This window comes from Streptomyces hebeiensis, assembly GCF_052983195.1.
Map to the genome: position 1 here is coordinate 5,533,062 of NZ_CM129812.1, position 12,650 is coordinate 5,545,711.

A 12,650-nucleotide genomic window follows, 5' to 3' on the forward strand; every position below is an offset into this window, starting at 1 on the left:
ACCCACGCCCACCGAGTGGCATCAGCACACCGATGACGGGCGAAGACCTCCGTGTGCGGGAGTCCCACGACTCCGGCACACGGAGGTCTTCGTCGTTCGCCGGCAGGACGGGCGGCAGCAGGACAAGGAGGTGGCAGCGTTGTGCCTCAGTCGGCGACGCTCCGCTCGTACGCGGTTTCATCAGCTGCCTCGAAGGCGTCGGCGAGATCGTCGGGCAGCGCGCCGAAATCGTCGGAGAAATGGACACGCCCCCGAAGGCATCCCCGGCCGGTCCGCTTCTGCGCGGGTCGGTGACGGCGCAGTGCTGACCGGTTCCGCCGATCTCGCGGGTCACCGCCCGCTGTTCTGTACGGTCAATGGCGAATCTGCGGAGACCCGAAGGCCCGGCCCGTCGTCCAGGTGGAGTACGACGTGGGCCTCGCTGTCGGCGGCGTGCTGTTCGGCATGCAGGCCGCGAACGGTGTGCCACTCGCCCCAGACCCGCACGCGCTGCCCCGCCCGGACCGCGATCGCCGCGACCTCCGTCCCCTCCGGCTCTTGCGTGATGTCCGGCGCCTTGAGTTCGGCCCAGACCGTCTTTCCGATGCCGCTCGGTCGCGGCTCGTATCCCCAGCGGTGGGCCAGTGCGTCCACCAGCAGCAGCCCGCGTCCGCCCGTCTCGTCCTCGGAGGGTGTGCGGACCTCGGGCTTGCCGCCGCCCGCGTCGCCGACCTCCAGCCGCAGGACCCCGTCCTCGGGGAGCCGGGCGATCCGTACCTCCACCAGCCGATCGCCCGGCACCGGCACGCGTAAGGCGTTCGTCACCAGCTCCGAGAGCACCAACTCGGCCTCGGCCAGTGTCTCCTGTCCGATGCTCCAGTCGCCGGCGACGGCGTGCAGGAGGTTTCGGGCCCTGCGGACGCTGCTACGGCGTCGTGCGACGCGAAAGACGACGTCACTCGGATCGGACTGCGTTGCCATGGCGCCCCCTGGGGCTCGGTAGCGGCCGGTCAAGTTCCACTGTGGCGGCGGTGGTTCGCCGCTCGCCGGGCAGCAGCGTGCCCGCGATGCGCGTACTCGTGCAACGTTGACTGGAGTTTTCAGTGCTTAATTCACTCGTTCGTGAAAGGTGGCGGCAATGCGCGGCGAGGTCCTGATAGGGAGTGACGTATGCCATCCATCAAGCCGTCCACCGTTCTGGGCCGCCAACTCGGCGACGAACTCCGCCGCTTCCGCGAGAACGCGGGCCTCTCCACCGCTGCGGCTGCCGAAGTTCTCGACTGCACCAAGGGCAAGATCAGTCGCATGGAGAATGGCCATGTGCCGGTGCGCACCCCTGATCTGACCGCCCTCATCCAGGCGTACGGGGTTGAGGAACCGGAGGCGCGTGAACGTCTGAGTGCTCTCGCGCAAAGGGCCAACCGACGTCGGCGGGAGGGCTGGTGGCACCAGTACGGGGCTGTGCTCGGCGAGGCCTATCGCGATCAGATCGCGATGGAGGCGATCTGCGACAGCATTCGTACGTATCAGGTGCAACTGGTGCCAGGGCTGCTGCAGACCGAGGAATACGGTCGCGCGGTGACTGTCGCCTCACGTGCCTGGGAGACGCCTGAAGAGATCGATCAGTTTGTCGAGGTGCGACTGACACGGCAGAAGCGCCTTGTCGGTGAATCGCCCATGGAGTTCTGGGCTGTTCTCGCAGAGGGGGTTCTTCGCCAGGAGGTGGGTGGGGCCGACGTGATGCGAGCACAGTTGGAACACATGGTCGCCATGGCGGAGGAGCCCAACGTCACCCTCCAGGTTCTGCCGTTCTCGCGCGGTGCGCACTCGGGTATGTTCGGTCCATACCTGCTGCTCAGTTTTCCGCAGGTGGCATCGCTGGACCTCGTGCTGTCGGAGACTCCGACCGGCAACGTGTGGTTGGAGCGTGAGGAGGAAGTGGCCCGCTACCGGGCGCTCTTCGACGATGCGCGTACGACAGCGCTGCCGCCGACGGAATCGCTGGCACTGATCCGTCGCGCTGCCAAGGAGTACCAGCCATGAGCCACGGAGCCCACATATCGGCCGGCGTGCACGGCGTGAAATGGCGCCCGAGTAGCTACAGCGGTGGACAGGGCGACTGCGTCGAGGTCGCCGACGGCGTTCCCGGTCTCGTTCCCGTCCGCGACAGCAAGCGTCCCGCCGGGCCCGTCATCGGTTTCGGCCGCCCCGCCTGGCGCGCGTTCGTCGCGCGGCTGCGCTGAGCCGGGCCCGTACACGACACGACGCGGCCGGTGGATGGGGCCCGCCGGGCACGGCCGGTTCATCCGGGCGGACCTGATGAACCGGCCGGCGTCCCCCGTGTTCGGTGCGCTCGCGCACGTCCGTCCGGGCGACCGGACGGGCTACGGCGTCAGGCGCTTGCCGCCGAAGGTCACGACCAGACGGCCGTCCGAGGCGAAGGACCAGGACGGGGCGCCGGGGTACGACGAGCACCGGGAGCCGTTGGAGCCGGTCCAGAACTGGTTCGAGCTGTTGACGTCGCCGACGGTCTTGTCGTTCGTCCCCTTGCCGCTGCGGCAGGAGACGTTGTCGCGGAACACCGAGGTGCCGCCGTCGAACGAGAAGTTGCGCTCCTTGTTGTTGATGCTGATGTTGTCCGAGACGGACATCGTGCCGAGGTTCCTGTTGTAGGTGAATCCGTGCTTGCCGTTGTTGTAGGCGATGTTGCGCCGGATGACGTGGTTGACCTTGATGTCCTCGCCGCCGAGCTTGTAGCCGTTGCGGTCGCCGCTCGAGTTCTGGGTCCCGTCGCTGAGGGTGCCGTTGTTGTAGGCGAAGGAGTCCTCGATGGTCACCGGGCCGATGGCGCCCGTGTCGCTCTTCGTGTAGAGGTCCCAGCCGTCGTCGATGTTGTTGTGGGAGACGGCGTAGCGGAAGACGTTCCCGGAGCCGACGGTGAGCTTCGCGGCGAAGCCGTCGGCGTCCTCGCCGTCGGAGTCGGCGTTGTCGTGCGACTCGGCGCTCAGGACGAGGTTGTTGGCCGGCCACTGGTCGCGCGGCGTGTCGGAGGCGATCCGCGAGAGCTGGAGCCCCGTGTCGCGGTTGAAGCGCGTCACGGTGCGCTCGATGACGTTGTTGCTGCCGCCGACGAAGATGCCGTTGTCGCCGGCGCGTTCGACGACGAGGCCGGAGACGCGCCAGAACGATCCGTTCACCGCGAGCCCGCGATTCGCCGTGTTCTCGCTCATCGCCGAGAAGTTCAGTACGGGGGTCTCGCCCGGGTAGGCGGACAGCTCCGTGCGGTCGGCCGAGGTGCCGTTGTTGCCGGGCGGGATGGTGACCGTTTTCGACAGGGCGTAGGTCCCGCCGCGCACGTAGATCGTTCCGCCGGGGGAGATGCGGCTGATCGCCGAGGGCAGCGTCGTCGGGGCGGACTTCGTTCCGGCCGCGCTGTCACTGCCGTTCGGTGCCACGTACAGCTCGGTGACGGCCTGGGGCGCGGCCGTCGCCGTGGCGGCCGGGAGCGCCACGGCCGCGCCGGCCATCAGGGCGGCGCAGGCCAGTAAGGACAGCGGGGTTTTCGGTTTCATGGGGGTTTCGTCCTTCCTCGTCCTTCTCGTGGTCGCCTGCCGGGTGGGCAGGCAGGGAAGTGCGGCTCTCCATGAATAGAAAGCGCTTACCAAGCTAGAAGCGCGCCATGAGCGCGTCAATAAATGAAGTGCAAAGGAAAGGTCGGGGTGGCCGTGTCGCGGTTCAGTTCCTCGGCTCGTGGTGCCCTTTGGCTCGCCCGGGCCCGACGGTCTCTCCTTGTGTGCGGAGAGTCAGGGCGCGTGGCACTTGGTGGCGCGGTGTGGCACGCCCCGCGTACGGTGGCTGTGTGACCGGACAGCCTGAGATTACTCAGCGTGACCTTCGTAACAGGTCCAAGGAGATCATGGATGCCGTTCAGCGTGGACAGTCCTTCACCGTCACACGCGACGGGCACAGTATCGGTGAGTTGATTCCTCTGCGCCGACGCAGGCGGTTCGTCCCTCGCGAGGAGTTCGCCGCGATGTCGCGCACCGCTCCCGATATTTCCCTCGACGCCTTTCGGGCCGATCAGGACAGCATTGCCGAGCAGGAGGCGGACGACCCCTATGCCCGCTGATCACCCGCAGGGGCTGCTCGACACCAACATCATGATCCTTCGGAAGTGGCTGGATCCGCAGGAGCTGCCCGCCGAGATGGCGATCAGCGCCGTAACTCTGGCGGAGTTGTCCGCGGGACCGCACGGGGTGCGCAGGAATGAGGAGCAATCCGATTACGACGAGCACGCCGAAAGGGCCAGGAGGCTGGACGTGCTCCAGAGGGCGGAGAGCGAGTTCGACCCCATCCCCTTCGGCGTGGAGGCGGGCCGCGCCTACGGCAGGGTGTGTGCGGCAGTGATCTCCATCGGCCGCAAACCTCGGCACCGGATCGCGGACTTGATGATCGCGGCGATCGCGGTGGCAGAGGATCTGCCCTTGTTCACTACGAATCCCGACGACTACAAGGGCTTGGACGACCTCCTCGCGGTGGTACCCGTAACGCGCCCGAACGTGCTGCACGACGGATGACACCTGGCACGATTTCCGGAAGCGGCCGGTTGTTGTGACGGGAGTGGCGGCAGGCGTCCCCTGTGATAGCTTGCCGGGGCCAGTCGAACCCATGTACGTGGGTCAGGGAATCCGGTGCGAATCCGGAACTGACGCGCAGCGGTGAGGGTGACGGGCGGGGCATCGGCCACTGGAGCGAATCGGCTCCGGGAAGGCGCCTCGTCCGGGGGATCCCGAGTCCGAAGACCTGCTGGCGGCCTCCGCCTCGTACGTCGTGGCGGGGGGACACCGTACGACTGGGCTCCGCGCATGAGCCCGCGACACAGAGGATCTTCCGTGCCGATCGCGCGTGCCGTCCCTTCCGCCGGCTCCCTCCGCCGCACCAACTCCAGGCGCTCCCTCCGCCGCACCAACTCCAGGCGCTCCCTCCGCTCCGTCCGTTCCGTCAGCTCCGTCCGTTCCGTCGCCCTGTTGTTCGCGGGGGCCGCCGTGTTGCTGACCGGTTGTGGCGGGGGCCCCGCCGGAGGCGAGGACAAGGGCGGGGGCGGCGGAGCGGTCGCCGGTTATCTCCGTACCGTCGACAACTGCGGCGAGAGGGTGCGCCTCACCGCGCCGCCCGAGCGGGCCGTCTCCCTCAATCAGGGCACCACCGAGATTATGCTCTCGCTCGGTCTCGCCGACCGGATGGCCGGGACCGCGACCTGGACGGATCCGCTGCCGGCGGGGCTGCGCGGGGCCGACTCCACGGTGCCCCGCCTCGCGGACAACGCCCCTTCCTTCGAGAAGGTCCTCGACACCGAGCCCGACTTCGTCGCCGCCTCCTTCGAGTCCACCCTGGGCAAGGGCGGCGTCGCCACGCGCGACCAGTTCCGCGAGCTCGGTGTGCCCACGTACGTCTCGCCCTCCGACTGCTCGAAGAACAACGAAGGGGACGGCGACGGAGCCCGTACGAAGCCGCTGACCATGGAGGACGTGTACGGCGAAGTGCGCGACCTGGCAGGGGCCTTCGGTGTGGAGAAGCGCGGTGAGAGGCTCGTCGCGGACCTCGAGGCCCGCATGGCCGGGGCCACCGAGGGGATCGACGCGTCGAAGGCGAGGACCGTCACCGTCCTGTACTGGTTCGCCAACTCCGAGTCGCCCTTCATGGGCGGCTGCTGCGGTGCTCCCGGCATCATCACCCGGGCGGTCGGCGCGAAGAACGTCTTCGACGACACCCACCAGGAGTGGCCCCAGATCAACTGGGAGACGGTCGCCGACCGCGACCCCGACGTGCTGGTGATCGGCGACCTGACCCGGAAGTCGCAGACCGCCGAGAGTGCCGCGAAGAAGATCGAGTTCCTGGAGTCCGACCCGGTCACCAGGAACATGGACGCCGTAAAGCACAAGCGGTACGTCCTGCTGAGCGGGCAGGCGATGAACCCCACCATCCGTACCGTCGAGGGCGTCGAGAAGGTGGCCGCGCTGATCCGCCGGATCGCGCCCGCGACATGAGTGCCGTTACGGGCACGGGCACGGGCACAAGCGCGGGCTCGGGTTCGGGTTCCGGCTCGCGCTCGGGTTCGGGCGGGGGAGCGCGGCGTGCCGTCGACCCGGCCGACGCCCGAGGGGGCCCGGAGCCGGTGTCGGAACCGGGGCCGGCTCCGGTGTCGGAACCGGGGTCCGTGCCGGAGCCGGAACCCGAACCCGAGCCGGAACCGGGGCCGGTGTCGGAACCGGGGCCGGCTCCGGTGTCGGAACCGGGGCCCGTCCCGGCGTCGCGCCCGCACACCTCGCGTCGCCTCCGGTGCGGCCTCCTCTGGGCCGGTGGCCTCGCCGCCCTCCTCCTCTCCGTCGCCGTGGCCATCACCATCGGCCCCGCCGACATCCGCGTCGGCGACGTCTGGTCCGTCGTCGCCGCGCACCTGGGGTGGGGCGGCTCAGGGCTGACACCCATCCGCGACGGGATCGTGTGGAACCTGCGGCTGCCCCGTACCCTCCTCGCCGCCGTCTGCGGCGCCGGGCTCGCCCTGTGCGGCGCGGTCATGCAGTCCCTCCTCCGCAACCCGCTCGCCGACCCCTTCGTCCTCGGCGTCTCCTCGGGTGCCTCGACCGGAGCCGTCCTGGTCGTCGTCCTCGGCGTGGGCGGCGGTGCGCTGTCGGTGTCCGGCGGGGCGTTCCTCGGCGCGCTGGGGTCGTTCGCGCTGGTCCTGCTGCTGAGTCACACACTCGGCGGCACGATGGACCGGGTGGTGCTCTCGGGCGTCGCCGCCATGCAGCTCTTCTCCGCCCTCACCTCCTTCGTCGTCATGACGTCCGCCGACGCGGAGAGCACGCGCGGTGTGCTCTTCTGGCTGCTCGGTTCGCTCAGCGGCGCCGGCTGGACGGACGTGTGGATCTGCCTGGCCGTGCTCGCGGTGGCGCTGCTGGTGTGCGTGGGATACGGGCGCACCCTCGACGCGTTCGCCTTCGGCCAGGACGCGGCGGCCGCCCTGGGCGTGTCCGTGACCCGCACCCGGATCGTGCTGCTGTGCGTCACGGCGCTGCTGACGGCCGCGCTGGTCAGCAGCGCCGGTGCGATCGGCTTCGTCGGGCTCGTACTGCCGCACGCGGCCCGCGCCCTGGCCGGCCCCGGCCACGCCCGGCTGCTGCCGCTCACGGCGCTGACCGGGGCGGTCTTCCTGGTCTGGGTGGACACCCTGGCCCGTACGGTGCTCGACCCGCAGGAAGTACCGGCGGGGGTCGTGACCTCGTTGATCGGCGTCCCCGCGTTCGTCCTCGTTCTCCACCGCACCCGGAGGCCCCGGTGAACGCGTCACGTGACACAAGAGAGCGGCGCCCCGCCAGGTCGGCGGAACACACGGAACACACGGAACACACGGAACAGGGGCTCAGGGCCGACCGGGTCAGCCGCGCCGCCGGCGGGCGCATCGTCGTGGACGGCGTCAGCATCGCGCCCCCGCCCGGCGCCACGGTGGGCCTGCTCGGCCCCAACGGCTCCGGCAAGTCCACCCTGCTTCGCCTGCTCTCCGGCGTCCTCGCCCCCGCGTCCGGCGTCGTCACGCTCGACGGCCGCCCGCTGCCCGGGTACGGCCGCCGGCCGCTCGCGCGCCGGATCGCCGTCGTGGAGCAGCAGGCCGACACCCAGGTCGAGCTGACCGTCCGTGACGTCGTACGCCTCGGCCGCGTCCCGCACCGCCGCGCCTGGCCGCTCGGCGCCGGCGGCGGGCTCGGAGCGTCCGGTACGTCGTCGGAGGACGAGGCCGTCCGTACGGCACTGGCGCGCACCGGCCTCGCCGACCGGGCCGACCAGTCCTGGCACACCCTCTCCGGCGGCGAGCGCCAGCGGGTGCAGATCGCCCGCGCGCTCGCCCAGGAGCCCCGCGAACTCCTCCTGGACGAGCCCACCAACCACCTCGACATCCAGCACCAGCTCGACCTGCTGACCCTGGTCGCCGAGTTGCCCGTCACCTGCGTCATCGCACTGCACGACCTCAACCTGGCGGCGATGTACTGCGATCAGCTCGTCGTCCTGAACCAGGGGCGCGTGGTGGCGGCCGGGCCCCCGGAGGACGTGATCACCGAGCGCCTGATCGCGGAGGTGTACGGGGTACGGGCCGCCGTCACGCGCCATGCACCGGACGGGCCCGACACACCACGCGGACCGGGCGACGACGCGCCGCGAACCGCGAACCGCCCGTACGTGCGCTTTCTGGGGACCCTGCCACCGTCGCCCTCGTCGTCGCCGACACCACCGACACCACCGACACCACCGTCGCCCTCGTCGTCGCCGACACCACCGACGTCCTCCGCGACCACCTGAGTCTGGGTCCGCCGTTACGCGCCCGTCCCCACCTGCCGGCTCGCGATCCTTAATGCATATGATGCGCAAGTGCCTCATGTGTCTGATTACCGCATCCGACCCGCGACCCCCGATGACGTCGACGCCGCCCGCGCGGTGATGCTCGACACCGTCTACCGCGACTTCGGTACGGGGTACGTGCCCCGGTGGCACGCGGACATCATCGACCTCTCCGCCGCCTATCTCGTACCCGACCGGCACGCCCTGCTGGTCGCGGTCGACGAGGTCACGGGCGAGGTCGCCGGGACGGCGGCGCTGGACTCCCGGGGGCCACTCCACCCGCCCAACCCGCGCTGGCTCGCCGAGCGCTATCCGTCCGGCGAGACCGCCCAGCTGCGCCGGGTGTACGTGCGTGAGGCCCACCGCCGCCGGGGGCTGGCCCGCCGGATGGTGCGCGCGCTCCTCGACTTCGCCGTGGCGGACGGCGGTTATCGCTCGGTCTACCTGCACACCGACCCCGCCGTGCCGGGCGCGGAAGGGTTCTGGCGGTCGCTGGGCAAGGTGGTGTGCGACGAGCGGGAGGAGCCCGGTGGCCCGGAACAGGGCGTCCCGCAAGGGCGCACCGTCCATTTCGAGGTCCCCATGGCGTGATCCGGCGCGACGGGCGTGAGCCTGTGGCAGGGGCGAGCCTGCGCCACGGCGTGAGCCTGTCCCCACGGCGTGAGCCCACGCGGTGCTGCGGGCCCGTGTCCCGCGTCCATCACCCCGCCACCCTTGATGGAAATGATTTTCAGGTAATCTCTCGTCCGTCTGCCCGCTCACCCGAACGCCTTGTCCACCGCGTAGAGACGAGAACGAGGATCATGCGCTCTGTCCGTCGCCGCCGGCCGGCCGCCGGCCTCCTGTCCGCTTCCCTGACCGTCCTGTCGGCGGCCCTCCTCACCGGTTGTTTCGCGTCCGGCGGCGCCGATGGCGGTTCCGGTGGCTCCGACGGCCCGCCGTCCGGCTCCTCCTCCGGAGGGCGACTGCGCGTGGCCCTCGCCTTCCCGCCGACCGAGAACTTCTCGCCGTACGGTGCCGACGCCACGCTCCTCAGCCGTCTCGGCGTCACCGAGGGCCTCACCCGGCTCGACGGCAACGGGGCGGCGACGCCCGCGCTCGCCGAGAGCTGGACCCGGGAGAACGCCCGGACCTGGCTGTTCACCCTGCGCGAGGCCCGCTTCCAGGACGGGACCGAGGTCACCCCGGCGGCCGTCGCCGCCTCCCTCACCCACGCCACGCGGGCGACGCCCCTGCCCACCGCGCTCTCCGGCGTCTCGCTCACCGCCACGCCGTCCGGCGACCACCGGGTCCGCGTCACGACCGAGGCCGCCGACCCCGCCCTGCCGCAGCGGCTGGCCGGCCCGAGCCTCGCCGTCCTCGCCCCGAAGGCGTTCAAGGCGTTCACGGCGGACGGGGCGGACGGGGCGAACGTGAAGCGGGGCGCGGCCGGCGGCGGTGCGAAGGCCGGCGAGGGCGTCCGCCCCGACCTCGTGGCCACGGCCACCGGCCCCTTCGCCCTCGCCAAGGTCAACGGCTCCGCCTCCGCCACCCTGAGCCGCTTCGACGACTACTGGGGCGGCCGGGCCCACGCCTCCGGCGTCGACGCGAAGTTCATCGCCGACGGCACCGCCCGTGCCAACGCGCTGCGCAGCGGCGACGTGGACATCGCCGAGGCGATACCCGTCTCGCAGGCCGCCTCCCTCACCGAGGGAACCGCCCGCGAGGTCCCCACCGCCCGTAACACCAGCCTCGTCCTCAACACCCGGAGCGGGGTGTTCGCCGACCCGGCGATCCGCGCCGCCGCCCGCGCCGCGATCGACACCCCCGCCCTCGCCAAGGGGGTGTACGAGGGTCACGCCGACCCCGGCCAGGGCCTCTACGGTCCCGCCCTGACCTGGGCCGAGGGCAAGCGCGTCCGGCCGGCCGGACGCGCGCGGCCGGCCTCCGCCCAGGACGTCAGGGCCGCGCTCGAGGGCAGGGCCGTCACCCTCGCCACGTACGACAACAGGCCCGAACTGCCCGAGACCGCCCAGGTGCTCCAGCAGCGGCTGGAGAAGGCCGGCTTCACCGTGAAGCTGACCGTCCGCGAGTACGGGCGGCTGGAGAGCGACGCGCTGGCCGGGAAGTTCGACGCCGTCGTCGCCGCGCGCAACAGCATGCTCGACACCGGCGACCCCGTCTCGATCCTCTCCTCGGACTTCACCTGCGACGGGAGCTACAACCTGGCGCTGCTCTGCGACAAGGCGGTGGACCGCGCCGTCGCCACGGCCGACGCCGTCGCGGACCAGGGCGAGCGGCAGGACGCGGCGATGGCGGCGGAGGCGCGGATCCTCGGCACCGACGCGGTGGTCCCGCTGGTGCACCAGCGGATCATCGTCGGTGTCGCGCCGTCCGTACGGGGTGTGGACCTCGACCCCTACGAGCGCTCGCTGGTGACCGCCGGCACCCGGCGATGACCGGCGTACCCACCGCCCGTCCCGCCTCCGCCGCGCTCACCGCCCTCTGGCGCCTCACCCTCGCCGGGCTGCTGGTCTGCCTCGTCGGCCTGCTGCCCTGGCTCTCCCGTACCGACCCCGCGCTGACCGTCCTCAAGGCCCGGTCGGCCGAGCGTGACCCCACCCCGGAGGCGCTGGCGGCCGTACGGGACCAACTCGGCCTGGACGCGGGCCCCTTCCGCCTCCTCGGGGACTGGCTCGGCGCCCTGGCGCAGGGCGACGCCGGGCATTCGTGGATCTCCGGGTCGGCCGTCCTGCCCGCCGTGGGACAGGCCCTCGGCGTCTCCCTGCTGCTGATGGCCGGGGCCATGGTGGTCTCGCTCGGCACGGCCGCGGCGGTGTGTGCCCGGCCCCTGTGGCTCGGCGCGCGCCGCCGGCTCGGCAGCCCGCGCGCCGGTGGTACGGCCGCGATGCTCGCGGCGCTCCCCGAATTCCTGACCGCGTCCGTCCTGGCCACCGTGGTCGGCGTCCAGCTCGGCTGGCTGCCCGCGCTCGGCTGGTACGGGCCGCGGTGGATGGTCCTGCCCTCGCTGGCGCTCGGACTGCCCGCCGGGGCGCTGCTCGGCCGGCTGCTCGCCGACGCGCTGCCCGGCGTCCTCGCGCAGCCCTGGGCCTCGGCCGCCGCCGCGCGCGGGCTGTCGGGCGGGCGCGTCGCGCGCCAGGCGCTGCGGCACTGCGTGCCCGGCCTGCTGCCGAACCTCGGGCTGTTCGTGGTCGGCCTCACCGGCGGCGCGGTCGCGGTGGAGCAGATCTTCGACATTCCGGGGCTGGGCCGGCTCACCCTGGAGGCCGCGACCGCCCAGGACCTGCCCGTACTCCAGGCCGGCACGCTCGCGCTGGTCCTGGCCGCCGCCGTCGCGGGCGGCCTCGCGCGGGCGGCGGCGCGCCTGCTGCTGGGCCCGGCGCTGCGCGACGGCGCCGTACAGTCGCCGCCCCGGCCCGCCCCGCCGGGACGCCGGACGGCGCCGCTGGTGTACGGGGCGCTGCTGGTCGCGGTGGTGGCGTTCGGGCTGGCCCGGGATCCGCTGGGGCTGGACACGGCCGCCCGGCTGGCCGCGCCGTCCTGGGAGCATCCGTTCGGCACCGACGCGCTGGGGCGCGACGTCCTGGCGCGCGTCGCGCACGGGGCCCTCGGCACGCTCGCCGTCGCGCTGGCGGTGAGCGCCGCCGCGCTGGTGGCCGGGGTGCTGCTCGGACTCGTACCGAGGGTGTCGGGCGCCGTCGTGGACACGGTCAACGCCGTACCGCCGGTACTCGCCGGGCTCCTCGTCGCCGGGATCGCGGGCAGCGGACCGGCCACCCCCGCGCTGGCCGTGGCCGCCGTCGCCTGGGCGCCCCTTGCCGCGCACGCCGGCGCGCTGCTGGAGCGGGAGAGGGCCGCCACGCACATCACCGCCACCCGCGCGCTGGGCGCGAGCGAGGCGTACGTGCTGTGGCGCGAACTGCTGCCCGCCGTCGTCCCGCCCGTCCTCCGCCACGCGCTGCTGCGCCTGCCCGGGGTGGCCCTGGCGCTGGCGGCCCTGGGCTTCCTGGGGCTGGGCGCGCAGCCGCCCTCGCCCGAGTGGGGCCTGCTGCTCGCCGAGAACCTGCCGTACGCGGAACGCGCGCCGTGGTCCGTGCTGGCACCGGCCGCCGTGCTGGCCCTGCTGGGCGCGCTCGCGGTGACGGCGGCGGGCGGGGTGCGCCTTCCGCGGTTCGTACGGGGACGGGGACAGGGCTCGGGGTGGCGTGCGCGTATGGACGGGCCGACGCCGCGACGGCGGCGGCCCGAGCCGGGACGACCCGCGACGGAGGAGTGAG

Annotated in this window: 12 protein-coding genes and 1 riboswitch; of the genes, 10 read left to right on the top strand and 2 right to left on the bottom strand. The window is 72.1% G+C overall.

What is annotated here, in order from left to right; genetic code table 11:
* Window positions 1–330: 330 nt before the first annotated feature.
* Window positions 331–960 (bottom strand): ATP-binding protein, encoded by a 630-nt coding sequence (locus ACU6P3_RS23820; protein WP_447194036.1) that lies wholly within the window; start codon window positions 958–960, stop codon window positions 331–333.
* 189 nt (window positions 961–1,149) lie between these two features.
* Between ACU6P3_RS23820 and ACU6P3_RS23825 the strand changes: the two genes are divergently transcribed.
* Together ACU6P3_RS23825 and ACU6P3_RS23830 are read left to right on the top strand one after the other, a co-directional pair.
* On the top strand, window positions 1,150–2,022 hold the full coding sequence (locus ACU6P3_RS23825) for a helix-turn-helix domain-containing protein (protein ID WP_447194037.1): 873 nt from the start codon (window positions 1,150–1,152) through the stop codon (window positions 2,020–2,022).
* A complete protein-coding gene (locus tag ACU6P3_RS23830; protein ID WP_447194038.1) occupies window positions 2,019–2,222 on the top strand; it encodes a DUF397 domain-containing protein in 204 nt (67 codons plus the stop codon). The genes ACU6P3_RS23825 and ACU6P3_RS23830 overlap by 4 nt, the downstream gene beginning before the upstream one ends.
* 141 nt (window positions 2,223–2,363) lie before the next feature.
* Here the strand turns inward: ACU6P3_RS23830 and ACU6P3_RS23835 are convergent, their stop codons facing one another.
* Window positions 2,364–3,551: a right-handed parallel beta-helix repeat-containing protein gene (locus ACU6P3_RS23835; protein WP_447194039.1), complete on the bottom strand. Its 1,188-nt coding sequence runs from the start codon at window positions 3,549–3,551 to the stop codon at window positions 2,364–2,366.
* Window positions 3,552–3,838: 287 nt separating this feature from the next.
* Here ACU6P3_RS23835 and ACU6P3_RS23840 point away from each other — a divergent pair, with 287 nt between their 5' ends.
* From ACU6P3_RS23840 to ACU6P3_RS23875, 8 genes are all read left to right on the top strand, one after another.
* Window positions 3,839–4,108: a type II toxin-antitoxin system Phd/YefM family antitoxin gene (locus ACU6P3_RS23840; protein WP_447194040.1), complete on the top strand. Its 270-nt coding sequence runs from the start codon at window positions 3,839–3,841 to the stop codon at window positions 4,106–4,108.
* Complete coding sequence (locus tag ACU6P3_RS23845; protein WP_447194041.1) at window positions 4,098–4,556, top strand: type II toxin-antitoxin system VapC family toxin; 459 nt, start codon at window positions 4,098–4,100, stop codon at window positions 4,554–4,556. Before ACU6P3_RS23840 ends, ACU6P3_RS23845 begins: the two co-directional genes overlap by 11 nt.
* Window positions 4,557–4,619: 63 nt before the next feature.
* Window positions 4,620–4,804: riboswitch (cobalamin riboswitch) on the top strand.
* Between the two features lie 199 nt (window positions 4,805–5,003).
* Window positions 5,004–6,026, top strand: a complete 1,023-nt coding sequence (locus ACU6P3_RS23850) for an ABC transporter substrate-binding protein (RefSeq protein ID WP_447198039.1) — start codon at window positions 5,004–5,006, stop codon at window positions 6,024–6,026.
* A gap of 236 nt (window positions 6,027–6,262) precedes the next feature.
* Window positions 6,263–7,321 (top strand): FecCD family ABC transporter permease, encoded by a 1,059-nt coding sequence (locus ACU6P3_RS23855; RefSeq protein WP_447198040.1) that lies wholly within the window; start codon window positions 6,263–6,265, stop codon window positions 7,319–7,321.
* A 119-nt stretch (window positions 7,322–7,440) separates the two neighbouring features.
* Window positions 7,441–8,334, top strand: a complete 894-nt coding sequence (locus ACU6P3_RS23860; protein WP_447198041.1) for an ABC transporter ATP-binding protein — start codon at window positions 7,441–7,443, stop codon at window positions 8,332–8,334.
* A 78-nt stretch (window positions 8,335–8,412) separates the two neighbouring features.
* Window positions 8,413–8,964, top strand: coding sequence for a GNAT family N-acetyltransferase (locus ACU6P3_RS23865; RefSeq protein ID WP_447198042.1), 552 nt, complete (start codon window positions 8,413–8,415; stop codon window positions 8,962–8,964).
* A 212-nt stretch (window positions 8,965–9,176) separates the two neighbouring features.
* The gene (locus ACU6P3_RS23870; protein ID WP_447194042.1) at window positions 9,177–10,811 is read left to right on the top strand and encodes an ABC transporter substrate-binding protein; all 1,635 of its coding nucleotides are present in this window, start codon (window positions 9,177–9,179) and stop codon (window positions 10,809–10,811) included.
* Window positions 10,808–12,649: an ABC transporter permease subunit gene (locus ACU6P3_RS23875; RefSeq protein ID WP_447194043.1), complete on the top strand. Its 1,842-nt coding sequence runs from the start codon at window positions 10,808–10,810 to the stop codon at window positions 12,647–12,649. The genes ACU6P3_RS23870 and ACU6P3_RS23875 overlap by 4 nt, the downstream gene beginning before the upstream one ends.
* The last annotated feature ends 1 nt before the right edge of the window (window position 12,650 follow it).

Bases quoted from the DNA above. Each gene is read 5' to 3' on its own strand.
- ACU6P3_RS23835 (WP_447194039.1), bottom strand. From the start codon at position 3,551: ATGAAACCGAAAACCCCGCTGTCCTTACTGGCCTGCGCCGCCCTGATG.
- ACU6P3_RS23825 (WP_447194037.1), top strand. From the start codon at position 1,150: ATGCCATCCATCAAGCCGTCCACCGTTCTGGGCCGCCAACTCGGCGAC.
- ACU6P3_RS23820 (WP_447194036.1), bottom strand. From the start codon at position 960: ATGGCAACGCAGTCCGATCCGAGTGACGTCGTCTTTCGCGTCGCACGA.
- ACU6P3_RS23830 (WP_447194038.1), top strand. From the start codon at position 2,019: ATGAGCCACGGAGCCCACATATCGGCCGGCGTGCACGGCGTGAAATGG.
- ACU6P3_RS23870 (WP_447194042.1), top strand. From the start codon at position 9,177: ATGCGCTCTGTCCGTCGCCGCCGGCCGGCCGCCGGCCTCCTGTCCGCT.
- ACU6P3_RS23875 (WP_447194043.1), top strand. From the start codon at position 10,808: ATGACCGGCGTACCCACCGCCCGTCCCGCCTCCGCCGCGCTCACCGCC.
- ACU6P3_RS23845 (WP_447194041.1), top strand. From the start codon at position 4,098: ATGCCCGCTGATCACCCGCAGGGGCTGCTCGACACCAACATCATGATC.